This window comes from Enterobacter cloacae complex sp. SYL003 (assembly GCF_049236925.1).
Classification (GTDB): domain Bacteria; phylum Pseudomonadota; class Gammaproteobacteria; order Enterobacterales; family Enterobacteriaceae; genus Enterobacter; species Enterobacter intestinihominis.
In genome coordinates this window covers 95,673-111,552 of the sequence record NZ_JBMKJK010000007.1, presented here as the reverse complement: position 1 = coordinate 111,552, position 15,880 = coordinate 95,673, and the positions used below count along the sequence as shown (strand labels likewise).

Sequence of the window (15,880 nt, the reverse complement as noted above, 5' to 3'; positions counted from 1 at the left end):
TCGTTATGTATCAGAGCCACTTTAATTTTAAAAATCCGCCTTTCAGATCGATCGCCCGTTTATCCGGGGATTTTCTGGTGCCTTATCATCAGGATGTGTTCAACCTGTTGAAAGAGAAAACCCAGCAGGCGGGAATTATCGGGCTCTTTTGCGACGACGCCCCGCTTCTGGGTCACTTCAGCGATGCGCTAAAAACCCGCCACAGTAACGTCCTTGTTATCAATGCGTTTCCCAAACTGAGTGCCAGTAGCCTGCTGTACAAGCTCAATCCGGTAACGAAAGAGAGCAAGAATCGCCTGCAGGCGGTGGATGCCATCCTGCGCCAGTGGCACGAGGGTAAAGCGAAAACCAGAGTGCTGGTGATTTCACACGCCGAAGCCATGAAAGAGAGCTGCCGTGAAGTCCTGGGTACGCTGCTCACGCGAGCCCAGGAGCTGAACTTCCGGCTCTCCGTGGTGCTGACGGGCACTGCGGATCAGGAAATCCTGCTTAAGCAACCTGAACTGCGCGAATATACACACACTCGTCATGTCCTGCGCCCCCTGACCTGCCGCGAATTCCTGAGCTATGTGCAGGCGCAATGCGAAGAACACGGCTGTGAAAATTCGCCGTTAACGCCGGCCCGCGTGCGCAAAATGCACACGTTGACCAAAGGCAACATCAGCAAACTTAACGAACTGGCGCACCTGTCAATGCTCGCCGCCTGGACGGAACGCGCGTCGCAGGTCAGCCCGCGTCATTTACGCCTGGCGGCGGGAGAGATCCTGCCCGCGAAAAAACACGGTAAGCGTCTGGCAACCGTGGGGCTGTTCGCTTCGGTGCTGTTTGCCGCCTGCGGCTGGTATTTAACCTCGTCCATCAGCGGGCACCTTCCCATCCAGCTGCCGGTCCCCGTCAGCTGGAAACAGCCGACGCGAAAAACGGAGGCGCCCGTGGTGCCGGTTATCGACAATGAAATGGTTAATCAGCCGGATGCGATGCACCAGCTCTATCTGATGTGGGGATATGACGCCTCGGCCGAAGATGCGCTGTGCCAGAACGCCGCTAAAGTGAACCTGATGTGTAAACAGGGGAACGCGTCGCCGGAGACGCTGGCGCAGGAAGGGTATCCGTGGGTCAGTGAACTGAAAACCAGCGGTCACCTTAACTATGCGGTGGTCGCCAGGGTCGGAGATACATCAATTGACCTGTTAATGAATAACCGGACCTGGCAGGTGAGCCGCAGCTGGTTTAACCGGCATGCGACCGGCAACTTCACCCAGTTGCACCGCCTGACACCGGAAGGAAAAGACGCGATCGGCGCGGTCAGCGACAGCAAAGACATGGCCTGGCTCGATCAGCAGTTAAGCCTGGCGCTGAACCAGCCCGAAACGCATGCCCGGATCTGGACCGCTGAGATGATGAAACGCACCCGTGAGTTTCAGCAAAAAATGCATCTGCACGTGGATGGCATCCCCGGCGAAGAAACGCTGATGCAGCTGATGCGCGTAACCAACAGCACGCCGAGCGTACTGATTCAGGCTACCCGCACTACCCCGGACGCAAAAATGCAGGAGAAGAAAGCCTAATGTCGACCATCTGCCTTGCGGCCCAGCGCAGCTATACAACCGGGGAAGCGGTCTGGTTTTCGTATCGCCTCCCCAGCCTGAAAAACGTATTCGGCAAAACAGCATTATGGATGGTCGGCCTTTGCGCCATGCTGGTTGTCGGCCTGTATATGCATGTCTACTGGAACATGCGCCACCCGGCGCCTGAACCAGTCAACGCCAGCGTTGCCAAACCGGAAACCCAGCTTTCGGAGATGCACTACGTGTACGTGAGTAAACCGTTCCCGCATCCGCAGCCTAAAGCTGCGCCAGTGCCTGTTGATGTTCCACCGATGCAGGATCTGCCGATCATCAGTGATGATGCCGACTGGCAGCAGGCGCCCGACGGCGCGGTGCCGCAAGACCCCTCGCGGGATACCCTACCCGGAACTGAGGCGCATGAGCACGATACCGCCCCCGCCAGCACGAGCAGTGAAGAGTCATCATTAACGGAATTATTTAAACAGGCATTAAAAGAGCAGGAGCAGGATTATTCTCAAGGAAAAATTCCCGCACCGCCGGTTGACGAAACGTCAGGATAATTCACAAGCAAGTGTTAAAAACAGTGAAAACAGCCGTTCCCCTTTCAGTGATAAAGGAGACCGGCGGGAGTAGGCATTAATATTTTTCAGGCAGTGCGGTGAGGTTAAGCAGTCGACCTTTTTCCACTACAATATATTGACCTTTTTTCAGATCGGAGAGGATTTTAATAATGGTGCTACGTGCCAGGTTAGTGTATTCCTGAATGTAATCATAAACGTTAATATCACGCTGATGCTGTACAATCAGGTCGTTGATCTCATATAAAAATTCGCGAACAACAGAATATGCGCTGCGAGCGACCAGAATATCATCGCGCTTGCTCATCAGGCATATGTACCAGGAAAGCACTTTTGTCAGTTCAGGCCACAGGTTTTTCTCGGTCATCAGCTGGGCGAAGACCTCTTTCTTGATCGAGCGAACAACTGTATTCGACCGAACAAGGCCGTACATATGGGTGGCGTTGTAATACATCGACGACAGGCCGAAAATGCATTGCCCGGTAACGGTGAACAAGCACAGTTCGTCAGAGTCACGTCGAAATTCGACTTCGCCGCTGACGATAATATGAATTAAACCGGAATCAGCAGTGGAAATCTTCTGCCATTTTTTTAACGTTCTTTCTTCAACGCATGAGGTTGCAGAAATAATCTTTTCCATTTCATGTTGCGGACGTAATTTTTTTCCATAGATGCTTAACATTGTTATACCCGTTTTAAGATGTGATTTTAAAAAAACATGGCAACGGCATTCATACCGAACCATAAATATTTTCCTGATGAAAAACTCAAGAATAAAAAAAAGAGTAAAGTTTTTTATTCGCTAAATTGCTTAGCGTGCTATGTGTCCATCTTAAATCCGAATAATTTTAAGTCAATTAACTAAAAATGAAATGAGATTGTACTTAGGATTAATCTAATAGAAACTTGCGGAAATATACTCATTTGGGGGTAAGCCAAAGGTTTACCCCTGCCCGTATTTCTCTAAAAGTGCTTCGGCAATCGCCATGGTTTCCACATCCGCTACGCCATTCCATAACTGCTGACGGAAATGCATCTGGAACACCATGATGATGCGTTTTTGCTGTGCAGGCGTGCTGTTTTCTGGCACCTCGTAACCGTAGCGCGCCAGCAGATCGAGCAATGCTGCGGTATCAACCTGCTGATAATGCGGTCGCCCGTTGATATAAAAATTTACCCGCGCCGGTTCGGGCCAGGCTCCGATGCCCTGCTGCGCCAGCTCGCGCCACGGAAACAGCGGGCCAGGGTCGTCTTTACGCTGCGGGGCGATATCCGAATGGGCCACAACGTTCTGCGGTTTAATGTCGTAGCGGGCGATGATGTCTCTGGCAAGCGGGATCAGCGCCGCAATTTGCCCCGGTTCGAAGGGGGTAAAGGTTTTCACACCATCGGTTTTCCGCCAGCCGCGGTTTTCCAGCTCAATGCCGACGGAGGTATCATTTATGCGGTTGGTCCCACGCCAAAAGCTAATACCTGCATGCCAGGCCAGCTCGCTCTCCGGCACCAGCTGCCAGATACGCGGTTTGCCCTGCGGAGCTGGGGGCTTTGCGGGGATGAGATAGTGAGAGCTGACGTTTTTATCGGTCAAGGTCGCAAGCGAGGTGTCGAAATCATCGGCGGTGTAATGGATCACCAGCACCTTTATGCGCGGGTAGGCCGCCTGCGCCTGATGGCGCGTATCAAGTTCGTACGCGCCTTTATCAACAATGCCCTCTTCCGAGGCGCATCCTGCCAGCAATAATGCCAGCAGGAGGGTTGAGAGCGAACGCTTCATCGACGGGTTTTCACCGCCGTGCCGCTTACGCTCACCATCAGCATGCTGGCATCTTTCCCGACCGTTTCGTAGTCGATATCAATGCCCACCACCGCATCCGCGCCCAACGCTTTGGCCTGCTCGCCCAGCTCCTTAAACGCAATGTCACGCGCTTTACGCAGTTCTTTCTCGTAGGCACCGGAGCGCCCGCCGACGATATCCCGAATGCCGGCAAAGAAGTCCCGGAAGATGTTGGCGCCCAGAATCGCCTCACCGGTGACCACGCCGCAGTACTCGGTAATGGGTTGACCTTCCAGGGTTGGTGTTGTTGAAAATTGCATACTTCCTCTCCGTCTTTAGCGTTCAATGCGTTAGCAACTGCATTATCGGTTCGTTACGCTATGATTGAAAGGATAGTTAATAAATAAGGAAATCAACATGCGCTACTCTGCTTTAACGCTTTTAGTGCCCTGCGCGCTGGTGCTCAGCGCCTGCACTACGCCGGTCACGCCAGCCTTTAAGGATATCGGTTCCCGCAGCGGCCCCTGCATTGAGGGCGGCCCGGACGCCGTGGCGCAACAGTTCTATGATTACCGCATTCAGCATCGCGGTAATGACCTCACCGCCCTGCGCCCGTACCTGAGCGATAATCTGGCGAAACTGCTTAATGACGCCTCGCGCGATCCGCAGCAAAACGCGCTGCTTTCATCCGATCCGTTCTCCAGCCGCGCCACGCTGCCGGACAGCGCCGACGTCGCCAGCGCGTCCACCATTCCGAATACCGACGCACGGAATATTCCTCTGCGCGTGAAGCTAACCCAGGGGACGCAAACCTGGCAGGATGAGGTGCTGATGATCCGTGAAGGCCAGTGCTGGGCAATAGATGATGTGCGCTACATTGGCGGCAGCGTTCATGCTCCGGCGGGCACCCTTCGCCAGTCGATTGAGAACCGCTAACGCATACGTTAAATAAACGTTAACCCCGTAAAATGTCCGGCATTTCATGCGGAATGCCGACATTTATTCTCGCCCCCCTTTCCCGTCGCTATTTTGTGCTATGTTTAAGAGGAAACACGGGTTATATTTAACTTTTAACGCAGAAATATTGCATAACTATTCTGTCAACGGTACTATCTGCGGCCTCAATTGCTATAGATTGCCTGGATGAGTAAAGACTGCCCCGATGAGTATTAAACTAAACGGCATTAACTGCTTCTACGGCGCACACCAGGCGCTGTTCGACATTACGCTGAGCTGCCCGGAGGGCGAAACGCTGGTTTTGCTCGGCCCAAGCGGTGCGGGAAAAAGCTCCCTTCTGCGTGTTTTAAATCTGCTTGAAATGCCCCGTTCGGGAACGCTGGCCATCGCCGGTAACCATTTTGACTTCGCGAAAACCCCTTCTGATAAAGCGATTCGTGAACTGCGTCAAAACGTGGGCATGGTTTTCCAGCAATATAATCTCTGGCCGCATCTGACAGTGGTGCAAAACCTGATTGAAGCCCCGTGCCGCGTGCTTGGCTTAAGCAAAGACCAGGCGATGGCGCGAGCTGAAAAGCTGCTGGAACGTCTGCGTCTGAAACCGTACAGCGACCGTTATCCTCTGCATCTCTCTGGTGGTCAGCAACAGCGTGTGGCGATCGCCCGTGCGCTGATGATGGAGCCAGCGGTGCTGCTGTTCGACGAACCAACCGCAGCGCTGGACCCGGAAATTACTGCCCAGATCGTGAGTATCATTCGTGAACTGGCGGAAACCAACATTACCCAGGTCATCGTGACCCACGAGGTGGAAGTGGCGCGCAAAACCGCCAGCCGCGTGGTCTACATGGAAAACGGGTATATTGTTGAGCAAGGTGATGCGAGCTGCTTCACCAACCCGCAAACCGATGCCTTCAAAAACTACTTATCACACTGATGTGTTAGGGAAATTATAATGAAAAAAGTATTGATTGCCGCGCTGCTTGCTAGCGTCAGCCTTTCCGCTACCGCAGCCCAGACCATCCGTTTCGCCACTGAAGCGTCCTACCCTCCGTTTGAATCCATTGATGCGAACAACAAGATTGTTGGCTTCGACGTGGACCTGGCAAATGCCCTGTGTAAAGAGATCGACGCGACCTGTACCTTCAGCAACCAGGCGTTCGACAGCCTGATCCCCAGCCTGAAGTTCCGCCGTATCGACGCCGTGATGGCCGGTATGGACATCACTCCGGAGCGTGAAAAGCAGGTTCTGTTCACCACCCCTTACTACGACAACTCGGCGCTGTTCATTGGTCAGAAAGGTAAATACGCCTCCGTTGACCTGCTGAAAGGCAAGAAAGTCGGCGTGCAGAACGGCACCACGCACCAGAAATTCATCATGGATAAGCACCCGGAAATCACCGCCGTGCCGTATGACAGCTACCAGAATGCGAAGCTGGACCTGCAAAACGGCCGTATCGATGCGGTGTTCGGGGACACGGCTGTCGTGACTGAATGGCTGAAAGCGAACGACAAGCTGGCCGCCGTGGGTGACAAGGTGACAGATAAAGACTACTTCGGTACAGGTTTGGGTATTGCCGTACGTCAGGGCAACACCGAGCTGCAGCAGAAATTCAACGCTGCGCTGGAAAAAGTGAAGAAAGACGGCACCTACGAAACCATCTACAAAAAATGGTTCCAGAAGTAATTCCTGATGAATGAAATTTTTCCTTTAGCAAGCGCCGCCGGGATGACCGTCGGCCTTGCCGTTTGTGCACTGATTATCGGCCTCGTACTGGCGATGTTCTTTGCGGTGTGGGAGTCCGTTAAGTGGCGCCCTGTCGCATGGCTCGGTTCAGCGCTGGTGACTGTGCTGCGTGGACTGCCGGAAATTCTGGTGGTCCTGTTTATCTATTTCGGCTCCTCACAGCTGCTGTTAACGCTGTCGGACGGCTTTACGATTAATCTCGGCTTTGCGCAGATCCCGGTGCAAATGCAGATTGAGAACTTCGACGTCAGCCCGTTCCTGTGCGGCGTAATTGCGCTCTCCCTGCTCTATTCGGCCTATGCGTCACAAACGCTGCGCGGCGCGCTGAAAGCGGTACCGCAGGGACAGTGGGAATCCGGTCAGGCGCTGGGCCTGTCGAAAGCGGCGATCTTCTTCCGCCTGGTGATGCCGCAGATGTGGCGTCATGCCCTGCCAGGGCTGGGCAACCAGTGGCTGGTACTGCTGAAAGATACCGCGCTGGTGAGCCTGATCAGCGTGAACGATTTAATGCTGCAAACCAAAAGTATCGCCACCCGTACGCAGGAGCCATTTACCTGGTACATCGTCGCGGCGGCTATCTACCTGGTGATCACGTTGCTGAGCCAGTACGTTCTGAAGCGTATTGATCTGCGCGCAACGCGTTTTGAACGGAGACCAGGCTGATGCTGGATTATTTACCCGAACTGATGAAAGGGCTGCACACCAGCCTGACGCTGACCGTTGCGTCTATCATCGTAGCGCTGATCCTGGCGCTGTTCTTCACCATCGTCCTGACGCTGAAAACGCCGGTGCTGGTGTGGATTGTCCGTGGCTACATTACGCTCTTTACCGGTACGCCGCTGCTGGTGCAGATCTTCCTGATTTACTACGGTCCAGGGCAGTTCCCGTCGTTACAGGAATATCCGGTTATCTGGCATTTGCTCTCTGAGCCATGGCTCTGCGCCCTGATAGCTCTCTCACTGAACAGCGCGGCCTATACCACGCAGCTGTTTTACGGCGCGATCCGCGCGATCCCGGAAGGCCAATGGCAGTCCTGCGGTGCGCTGGGCATGAGCAAGAAGGACACGCTGGCGATCCTGCTGCCATACGCCTTTAAGCGTGCGCTCTCTTCCTATTCCAACGAAGTCGTTCTGGTGTTCAAAAGCACCTCTCTGGCCTACACCATCACCCTGATGGAAGTGATGGGCCACGGGCAGCTGCTGTACGGACGTACCTACGACGTGATGGTGTTCGGTGCGGCGGGTCTGGTCTATCTGGTGGTCAACGGTCTGCTGACGCTGATGATGCGTCTTATCGAGCGTAAGGCGCTGGCGTTTGAGCGCAGGAATTAATCACGCCAATGCATAAAACGGTATTCATTGAGCGGGTAACCTGATGGGTTATCCGCTTTTTTTTGCAACAAAGCTAATATTTAATCATTTTTATTGAATATAAATTCATTAGATGGCATTGTATATCCAGGCCGCAGACACGGCGCATAAATAAGACAGACGGGAGCATTACAATGAAAAAGTTAGTTCTGGCCGCATTACTCGCAACCTTCGCCGCAGGCGCATCCGCCGCAGATAAAATCAATTTTGGCGTTTCTGCCACCTATCCGCCGTTTGAATCGCTGGATGCCAGCAACCAGATCGTCGGCTTTGACATTGACCTGGCGAAAGCGCTGTGCAAGCAGATGCAGGCCGACTGCACCTTTACTAACCACGCGTTTGACAGCCTGATCCCGTCCCTGAAATTTAAAAAATACGATGCGGTGATCTCCGGCATGGATATCACCCCAGAGCGCAGCAAGCAGGTCGCGTTTACCGACCCGTACTACGCGAACTCTGCGGTAGTGATTGCGAAGAAAGGAGCTTATAAGTCTTTCGACGAACTGAAAGGCAAGCGCATCGGCATGGAAAACGGCACCACGCACCAGAAATATCTCCAGGACAAGCATCCTGAAGTGAAAACCGTGGCCTATGACAGCTACCAGAACGCAATTATCGACCTGAAAAATGGCCGTATCGATGGCGTATTTGGCGACACCGCGGTCGTGAATGAGTGGCTGAAAACCAATCCGCAGCTGGGTACAGCGACGGAGAAAGTGACCGATCCGCAATACTTTGGTACCGGCCTCGGCATCGCGGTACGTCCGGATAACAAAGCCCTGCTGGAAAAACTGAACGGCGCGCTGAAAGCGATCAAAGCTGACGGCACATACCAGAAAATCAGCGAGCAGTGGTTCCCGCAGTAATCTCTTTTTGCCGGGTGGTCTGGCCTACGGGGGTGGTCTGTAGGCCGGGAAAGCGCAGCGCCACCCGGCAATTTCTCATAGCGGCACAAAGAACCTGAACCGCGCCCCGCTCACGGACTCCATCAGCCTGATCCCGCCACCGTGCAGCTCCAGCATTCTCTTCACGATTAACAGCCCTAATCCCCCACGGTTCTCCCGCGACGCCTGAGGATTTAACGCTGACGGTCGCTGGAACAAATCGTCGCGCAGCGAGGCATCTACGCCCGTACCATTGTCTGCCACTTCGACCTGAAGTCGTTCATTCTCCTGCCAGACCGCCAGACGAATTTCTCCGCCGCTCGGCGTATGACGGATGGCGTTATCCAGAAGATTAGTGACCACGCGCTCGATCATCGACACGTCGGCGTTCACCAGCGGCAATCGCCCCGGCACATCAATACGCAGGTTCACCTCGCGCGTGCGGGCGGTAAGTTCAAACTTCTGCGCCACGTCGGAAATCAGTTCAGCCATGGCAAAACGCTCGCGCTGGGGCTTGATGCCGCCGTGCTCAAGACGCGCCAGCTCGAACAGCTGCTGCGACAGATGGCGTACCTTTTGCCCCTGACGCAGCGCGGTAGCGAGGTACTGCTGATGCTCCTGCGGCGACAGCGTGGCGGATTTCAGCGACAGCGTTTCCAGATAACCCAGCAGCGACGTCAACGGGGTGCGTAAGTCGTGCGAAATGTTGGCGATAAACTCCCGGCGCTGGCGGTCGCTGTCGGCCAGCCGATCCCACTGAGAGGTGATTTTGCGCGCCAGCTCGATAAAGGTATTGCGCAGGATCGCCACTTCATCCTGGCCGGCAGGCTCGAGCGGCTGGGCCGCCAGCTGCTTAATCGCGCTGATGCTGTCCTGCTCCAGCCCGGCCACGTCCAGCGTGAGCTGTTTAACCGGGCGCGTCACCCAGTACCAGAGCAGCAGCCCCGCCAGCAGACCAAACAGCGCCACCAGCAGCATCGACCACAGCGCCGTACTCCAGAGCGCTTTGTGCCAGGCCATCTCCGCCAGCGCGTTGGACTCCTCCCCCTGCAAAATAATGTACAGATACCCCTTCAGCTCGCCGTCCTGCCGCAGCGGGGTGGCGCTGAAGACTTTCTTATTCTGGCTTCGGGGATCGTCGCCAAACACCGGCATCACCGTCCCGCTCAGGAAATTCTGTATCGGCGCGAGGTCAATTTTTTGCCGCTGAATGTGCCCCGGCGGGGCGGCATCGGCCAGGATATCGCCATCAGGCGAGACAACATACAGCTCGACGCTCGGATTAAAGGTCATCAGCCGGTCGAACAGCGGCTTTAAGGCGCTGCGATCCACCCTGCCCTGCGTATCCAGAATCGCTTCCCGCTGCGCAATCTGCTGCGCCAGCCCGCCGGAGAGACGCTGCACCATCGCATTGCCGTACTGCATGCTAACGTAGAGCTGTACCGCACAGGCGACGGTGGCGCAGAGCAGCAGTAACACCGTAAACAGCAGCGTCAGGCGCTGGCTCAGGCTAAAGCGACGCATCATGATTCTGCTCCGCAAATTTGTAGCCTTTGCCCCAGACGGTGCGAACGATCTCCGGCTCGGCGGCATCTTTCTCTATTTTGATGCGCAGGCGGTTAATATGAGTGTTGACGGTGTGTTCGTAGCCTTCGTGCTGATACCCCCACACCTGCTCCAGCAATGCCAGCCGTGAAAAGACCTCTCCGGGATGGCGGGCAAAAAAATAGAGCAGTTCAAATTCACGCGGGGTGAGATCGACGTGTTGACCGTTAAGACGCACGGTGCGCGCCAGCGGATCGATAGTCAGACCGTGCGCCTGAATAATGCCGTCCGTCTGCGCCTGGCCCATCGCCTGCTGACGACGAAACAGCGCCTTAATGCGGGCAATCAGCTCCTGCACCGAGAAAGGTTTTGCCAGATAATCATCCGCCCCGGTTTCCAGGCCGGTAATACGGTCAGTTTCACTGCTGCGGGCGCTAATGATGATAATGGGCAGGTAGCGGGTCATCTGGCGGATACGGCGGCAAATCTCCAGACCATCAACATTCGGCAGCATCAGATCGAGGATCACCGCGTCCCACGGCTGTTTTTCCAGAAGCGGTAACGCCTTTCCCCCGTCCGGCTCGTGGGTAATGGCGTAGCCTTCATCTTCCAGGTTAAGACGCAGGAGTGCCGCGATATCGTGGTCGTCTTCTACCAGCAGGATCTGCTTCATGGGTAAGCCTTCAATCATTTGTTATGACGTAAGCTTACCTGATTTCGAGCGGGGGAAGAGTTCACATTTTGTTTAAGATTTCACGAGCAACGTCAGCACTTCGTAATGCGCAGTGTGCGGGAACATATCAAAGAGCTGAACGCGCGCAATGCGGTAGCCCGGCAGGCTGGCGATATCCTTCACCATGGTCTGCGCGTTACAGCTGGAGTAGACGATGTACTCCGGCGCCATCTGGCTCAGGTAGTCGCAGAGCGCCTGGCCGATACCCCGGCGCGGCGGGTTCACCAGCACCAGCTCCGGCACGTTGCCCTGGCCGGTGGCGAACCGGGTCGAGTCCAGCGCCTGGAAGTGCAGATTCGTCAGCCCCAGCTCCGCGGCGGACTGTTTCGCGCAGGCGATGGCCTCCGCAGAAATTTCAATCCCGGTGAGCTGCATGTCTGGCGTGGCACAGTGCAGGCCAAAGCCGCCGACGCCGCAGAACAGATCCCACATGTGATGAACCTGTAACGCACGCACCCAGTCGCGCGCGGTCGCGTACAGCGTGCTGGCGACGGTGGGGTTAGTCTGGAAGAAGCTTTGCGGACGGATCCACAGCGGCACGCCGTTGAAATTCTCCGCCAGCGCATGCTGTTCGGTGAAGAAAATCTCTTTCTCTCCTTCCATGATCGCCATATGCACCGGCTGAATATTAGCGGTAATGACCTTGAGCTGCGGAAGCTGTTCCTGCAGCCACGGCAACACCGCGCGAAGCTGCTCCAGTTTGGTTTCCGAACGCAGCACAAAGCGCAGCATCATCCCGCCGTCGATTTGGCTTTCGGTCAGCAGAAGGTATTTCAGCTCGCCGCGCCTGCGGGCAACGTTATAGGGCGTTAACCCCGCGCGGGCGATAAAGGGTTTCAGGGCGGTAAACACCGGCTCAAACGAGGCGGGATACAGCGGACAGCCGGTGAGATCGACGGGCGTGCCGTCACGGTGCAGCATGCCCAGCAGCGGCTTTTCGACGCTGCCGCTGACCACCATTTTGGCTTTATTACGAAAGCCCTGCTCCGGCCCGCTGACGGGTGCGCACCACTCGCCCACCGCGTGTGCTGCCAGCAGCTGTTGCAGGTCGGCCATTTTGGCGGTGAGTTGTTGAGGGACCGGCTGTTCTATCCACTGACAGGAGCGGCAGCGTCCGGCGTCATAGAGTGCGCACTGCATATGAAAACCTTAAGAATCACGAGGGCTGCGATTATACACATTATTGCAGGCGGAAGAACCGCCGACTGGAGGCGGGAACATAGAGCAGGCAGAGCACCAGCATGTCCGGCAATTTTTGCATCACTAAGGAATGGAAAATCTCGCGGCGGGAGCCGCCGGGAATGCTGAATAGCTCCGGATAGCCATAGCCCAGCGAGGCGGCCCACAGATAGCTGGCGGCGGTGATCTGCGTAAGAAAATATACCCAGCGCGCCCAGTTGCGCCCCTTTACCAGCGAGAACGCACAGTAGATCTCAATAAACACCAGCATCAGGCTGCTGAGAAACACCAGCGTCAGATTCCACGTCTGCGCGCTGCGGTGAATGAACTCCCCCATGCCTCGCGGGCCCAGCGTGTTCATAATCATCAGCACATCCAGGCAGCGGATCATAATAATGGCGAGCGCCGCCACCTGCACCAGCGCAGGGACGTTCGGACGGGCGTGCGAATGACGTGTTTTTTGCAAGAATCCCAATGTTTTTACTTCCCTGAAAAACAGTGCCGCGTCATACGCGGCACATCACTGGAAATAATAATTCCTTCAGCCGCGTCTTGCACGCTGGATATCGCGCACGCGCTGCTTTTCCGCGCGCGCCATCAAATACCAGGCGATAAATCCGACAATTCCGACCACGCCGAGGATGATGGAGGCCAGGGCATTAATCTCCGGATTCACCCCCATGCGCACGCTGGAGAAGACCAGCATCGGCAGCGTCGTCGCGCCCGGCCCCGACACAAAGCTGGCAATAACCAGATCGTCGAGCGAGAGCGTGAACGCCAGCAGCCAGCCGGAGATCACCGCCGGCATAATCATCGGCAGCGTAATGATGAAAAAGACCTTCAGCGGCGTGGCGCCGAGATCCATCGCCGCCTCTTCAATGGAGCGATCCAGCTCGCGCAGCCGCGAGGAGATGACCACCGCCACATACGCCGTACAGAAGGTGACGTGCGCCAGCCAGATGGTGAGCATCCCGCGATCCGCTGGCCAGCCGATGGCGTGCGCCAGCGCGACAAACAGCAGGAGCAGCGACAGACCGGTGATGACGTCCGGCATGACCAGCGGGGCGGTGATCATAAACGCAAAACCATTTGCTCCGCGAAAACGGCCGAAGCGCACCATCACCAGCGCGGCAATCGTGCCCAGCACGCAGGCCATCGTCGCCGCCAGCGCCGCAATGGTCAGGCTCAGCCCCACCGCACTCATCATCGCATCATCGTGGAACAGCTCGCTGTACCAGCGCGTCGACCAGCCCGCCCAGACGGTGACCAGCTTAGAGCTGTTGAACGAGTAGATCACCAGCATCAGCATAGGCGCGTACAGGAAGGTAAAGCCGATAATCAGGATCAGAATTCGCCACGGGGAGCGTACTACCGGTAAGTTGTTCATCCGTGGTCTCCCATCTGTTTCTGCTGATGTTTGTGGAACCACATGATCGGCACGATCAGCAGCAGTAACATGACAATCGCCACCGCCGAGGCCACCGGCCAGTCGCGGTTATTGAAGAACTCCTGCCACAGCACGCGGCCAATCATGATGCTGTCCGGGCCGCCGAGCAGTTCGGGGATCACAAACTCCCCGACCGCCGGGATAAACACCAGCATCGATCCGGCGATGATCCCGCCTTTTGTGAGCGGCACAATGACGCTGAAGAACGTCTTCAATGGGCGTGCGCCGAGATCCAGCGAAGCTTCCACCAGCGAGTAATCGATTCGCGTCAGCGCCGTATAGATTGGCAGCACCATAAACGGCAGATAGGCATAGACAATCCCGATATACACCGCAAGGTTGGTATGCAGGATCGTCAGCGGCTGGTCGATCACCCCAAGCCACAGCAGGAAGTTATTCAGTATGCCGTTATTCTTCAGGATCCCCATCCACGCGTACACGCGGATCAGGAAAGATGTCCACGACGGTAAAATGACCAACAGCAGTAAAATATTTCGCGTCGACGGCTTGCTGTGCGCCACTGCCCACGCCAGCGGGTAGCCCATCAACAAGCAGCAGATCGTTGAGATCGCCGCAACCTGTAACGACTGTAAATAGGCTTCGAAATAGAGCGGATCCTCAGTCAGTTGCAGGAAATTCCCAAGGTTTAAGGTCAGCGTCAGTTGCCCGTCGGCCCACTCCCACAAATCGGTATACGGCGGGATCGCCCGCGCCATCTCCGCCAGGCTGATCTTAAAGACGATCAGGAACGGCAGCAGAAACAGCAGGATCAGCCAGATATAGGGCATGGCGATGACCAGCTTGCGGCCATGCGCCATCTGCACGCGCGCCAGCCAGTGCGAGAAACCGCCCGGTTTTTTGACGCGGGCTGGAGGTTCAAGTGTGCTCATGACCGCTCCTTATACCGTCAGGACTACGCAACTGTCCGCATCCCAGCACAGGCTCACTTCGTCGCCCCAGGTTGGCTGTCCCTTGCGATACCGGTGTTCGTTCTGTAACTGGGCGCTGAGCATCTGGCCGCTTTTCAGGCGGACATGGTAAATCGACAGATCGCCGAGATAGGCAATGTGTACCACTTCGCCCACGGCAAAGTTATAGCCATCGGCGGGCGGCTCATCGCAAAGCATGATTTTTTCCGGGCGCAGGGCAACGTAAACCGGCACGTTGTCCACCACGGAATTATCAGAATCAACCTTAAGCGGGTGCACCAGCCCCGGCGATTCAATCACCAGACCGTCTTCCTGGCGTTCCTTTAGCAGCCCTTCGAAGACGTTTACCGAGCCGATGAACTCCGCGCTGTAGCGGGTTGTCGGGTGTTCGTAAATCTCCTCCGGCTCGCCTATCTGCACGAACTTACCGCGATTCATGATCGCAATGCGCCCGGCCATGGTCATCGCCTCTTCCTGGTCGTGCGTCACCATCACGCAGGTCACCCCTACGCGCTCAAGGATATCCACCACTTCCAGCTGCATCCGGTCGCGCAGCTTTTTATCCAGCGCGCCCATCGGCTCGTCGAGCAGGAGTAATTTCGGCCGTTTGGCCAGACTTCTTGCCAGCGCCACGCGCTGACGCTGGCCGCCGGAAAGCTGATGCGGCTTACGCTTCGCGAACTCCTGCATGTGCACCAGGCTCAGCATCTCCGCCACGCGCGCGGTGATTTCGGCTTTCGGCAGTTTGTCCTGCTTCAGGCCGAAGGCGATGTTCTGCTCGACGGTCATGTGCGGGAACAGGGCATAGGACTGGAACATCATGTTAATGGGCCGCTGGTACGGCGGCACGCTGGAGAGGTCTACCCCATCCAGCACGATCTGCCCGGCGGTAGGTTGTTCAAACCCGGCCAGCATGCGCAGCAGGGTCGATTTACCGCAGCCGGATGCGCCGAGCAAAGCAAATATTTCACCTTTGTAGATCGTCAGGCTGACATCGTCCACGGCATGCTGGCCGTCGAAGGATTTGGTGAGGTTACGAATTTCAAGAAGCGGGGTCAGCGCTTTACGGACTTTCGCCTGCGGGCGGGGGATCGCGTCATTCACGGGGTGCTCTCCGGCATAGATCAACACTGGTGCAAACGCACCGTCAGGGTGCGCATCGCCGGGCGGCG

The 15,880-nt window shown here is 56.0% G+C and carries 17 protein-coding genes and 1 pseudogene; 8 read left to right on the top strand and 10 right to left on the bottom strand.

Going from position 1 to position 15,880, the window contains the following annotated elements:
- Positions 1 to 5: 5 nt before the first annotated feature.
- Together ACOT1A_RS11125 and ACOT1A_RS11120 are read left to right on the top strand one after the other, a co-directional pair.
- Positions 6 to 1,568, top strand: coding sequence for an ExeA family protein (locus tag ACOT1A_RS11125; RefSeq protein ID WP_105322592.1), 1,563 nt, complete (start codon positions 6 to 8; stop codon positions 1,566 to 1,568).
- A pseudogene (locus tag ACOT1A_RS11120) lies at positions 1,568 to 2,201 on the top strand (hypothetical protein). The gene ACOT1A_RS11125 and the pseudogene ACOT1A_RS11120 overlap by 1 nt, the downstream one beginning before the upstream one ends.
- 3 nt (positions 2,202 to 2,204) lie before the next feature.
- On the opposite strand, the gene ACOT1A_RS11115 reads toward ACOT1A_RS11120, so the two are convergent.
- The 3 genes from ACOT1A_RS11115 to ACOT1A_RS11105 form a co-directional block, all read right to left on the bottom strand.
- Complete coding sequence (locus tag ACOT1A_RS11115; protein WP_022647582.1) at positions 2,205 to 2,828, bottom strand: helix-turn-helix domain-containing protein; 624 nt, start codon at positions 2,826 to 2,828, stop codon at positions 2,205 to 2,207.
- Between the two features lie 261 nt (positions 2,829 to 3,089).
- Entirely contained in the window at positions 3,090 to 3,920 is an 831-nt protein-coding gene (locus ACOT1A_RS11110; RefSeq protein ID WP_105322591.1) for an N-acetylmuramoyl-L-alanine amidase, read from the bottom strand.
- Positions 3,917 to 4,240, bottom strand: coding sequence for a heavy metal-binding domain-containing protein (locus ACOT1A_RS11105; RefSeq protein ID WP_003858361.1), 324 nt, complete (start codon positions 4,238 to 4,240; stop codon positions 3,917 to 3,919). Before ACOT1A_RS11105 ends, ACOT1A_RS11110 begins: the two co-directional genes overlap by 4 nt.
- Before the next feature lie 97 nt (positions 4,241 to 4,337).
- On the opposite strand from ACOT1A_RS11105, the gene ACOT1A_RS11100 reads away from it, so the two are divergent.
- The 6 genes from ACOT1A_RS11100 to artJ all read left to right on the top strand — a co-directional run bounded on the left by ACOT1A_RS11100 (position 4,338) and on the right by artJ (position 8,857).
- The gene (locus ACOT1A_RS11100) at positions 4,338 to 4,856 is read left to right on the top strand and encodes a lipoprotein (protein ID WP_022647580.1); all 519 of its coding nucleotides are present in this window, start codon (positions 4,338 to 4,340) and stop codon (positions 4,854 to 4,856) included.
- Between the two features lie 226 nt (positions 4,857 to 5,082).
- Positions 5,083 to 5,811 carry an arginine ABC transporter ATP-binding protein ArtP gene (gene artP / locus ACOT1A_RS11095; RefSeq protein ID WP_006809439.1) on the top strand — a complete coding sequence of 243 codons (729 nt, stop codon included), beginning with the start codon at positions 5,083 to 5,085 and terminating at the stop codon, positions 5,809 to 5,811.
- Between the two features lie 18 nt (positions 5,812 to 5,829).
- Positions 5,830 to 6,561: an arginine ABC transporter substrate-binding protein ArtI gene (gene artI, locus ACOT1A_RS11090; RefSeq protein ID WP_063150542.1), complete on the top strand. Its 732-nt coding sequence runs from the start codon at positions 5,830 to 5,832 to the stop codon at positions 6,559 to 6,561.
- A 6-nt stretch (positions 6,562 to 6,567) separates the two neighbouring features.
- A complete protein-coding gene (gene artQ / locus ACOT1A_RS11085; RefSeq protein ID WP_003858367.1) occupies positions 6,568 to 7,284 on the top strand; it encodes an arginine ABC transporter permease ArtQ in 717 nt (238 codons plus the stop codon).
- The gene (artM, locus tag ACOT1A_RS11080) at positions 7,284 to 7,952 is read left to right on the top strand and encodes an arginine ABC transporter permease ArtM (RefSeq protein ID WP_022647579.1); all 669 of its coding nucleotides are present in this window, start codon (positions 7,284 to 7,286) and stop codon (positions 7,950 to 7,952) included. The genes artQ and artM overlap by 1 nt, the downstream gene beginning before the upstream one ends.
- Before the next feature lie 173 nt (positions 7,953 to 8,125).
- Positions 8,126 to 8,857: an arginine ABC transporter substrate-binding protein ArtJ gene (gene artJ / locus ACOT1A_RS11075; RefSeq protein ID WP_015571008.1), complete on the top strand. Its 732-nt coding sequence runs from the start codon at positions 8,126 to 8,128 to the stop codon at positions 8,855 to 8,857.
- Positions 8,858 to 8,932: 75 nt separating this feature from the next.
- Here the strand turns inward: artJ and ACOT1A_RS11070 are convergent, their stop codons facing one another.
- From ACOT1A_RS11070 to potG, 7 genes are all read right to left on the bottom strand, one after another.
- Positions 8,933 to 10,402, bottom strand: a complete 1,470-nt coding sequence (locus ACOT1A_RS11070) for a sensor histidine kinase (RefSeq protein WP_023299687.1) — start codon at positions 10,400 to 10,402, stop codon at positions 8,933 to 8,935.
- Positions 10,386 to 11,093 (bottom strand): response regulator transcription factor, encoded by a 708-nt coding sequence (locus ACOT1A_RS11065; protein ID WP_023299686.1) that lies wholly within the window; start codon positions 11,091 to 11,093, stop codon positions 10,386 to 10,388. The genes ACOT1A_RS11070 and ACOT1A_RS11065 overlap by 17 nt, the downstream gene beginning before the upstream one ends.
- Positions 11,094 to 11,165: 72 nt before the next feature.
- Entirely contained in the window at positions 11,166 to 12,293 is a 1,128-nt protein-coding gene (gene rlmC, locus ACOT1A_RS11060) for a 23S rRNA (uracil(747)-C(5))-methyltransferase RlmC (protein ID WP_038415744.1), read from the bottom strand.
- Positions 12,294 to 12,333: 40 nt separating this feature from the next.
- Positions 12,334 to 12,831: a YbjO family protein gene (locus ACOT1A_RS11055; protein ID WP_087878582.1), complete on the bottom strand. Its 498-nt coding sequence runs from the start codon at positions 12,829 to 12,831 to the stop codon at positions 12,334 to 12,336.
- A gap of 42 nt (positions 12,832 to 12,873) precedes the next feature.
- Positions 12,874 to 13,719, bottom strand: coding sequence for a putrescine ABC transporter permease PotI (gene potI / locus ACOT1A_RS11050; RefSeq protein WP_022647574.1), 846 nt, complete (start codon positions 13,717 to 13,719; stop codon positions 12,874 to 12,876).
- Positions 13,716 to 14,669, bottom strand: coding sequence for a putrescine ABC transporter permease PotH (gene potH, locus ACOT1A_RS11045; RefSeq protein ID WP_022647573.1), 954 nt, complete (start codon positions 14,667 to 14,669; stop codon positions 13,716 to 13,718). The genes potI and potH overlap by 4 nt, the downstream gene beginning before the upstream one ends.
- A gap of 9 nt (positions 14,670 to 14,678) precedes the next feature.
- Positions 14,679 to 15,812, bottom strand: coding sequence for a putrescine ABC transporter ATP-binding subunit PotG (gene potG / locus ACOT1A_RS11040; protein WP_006809449.1), 1,134 nt, complete (start codon positions 15,810 to 15,812; stop codon positions 14,679 to 14,681).
- Positions 15,813 to 15,880: the final 68 nt, after the last annotated feature.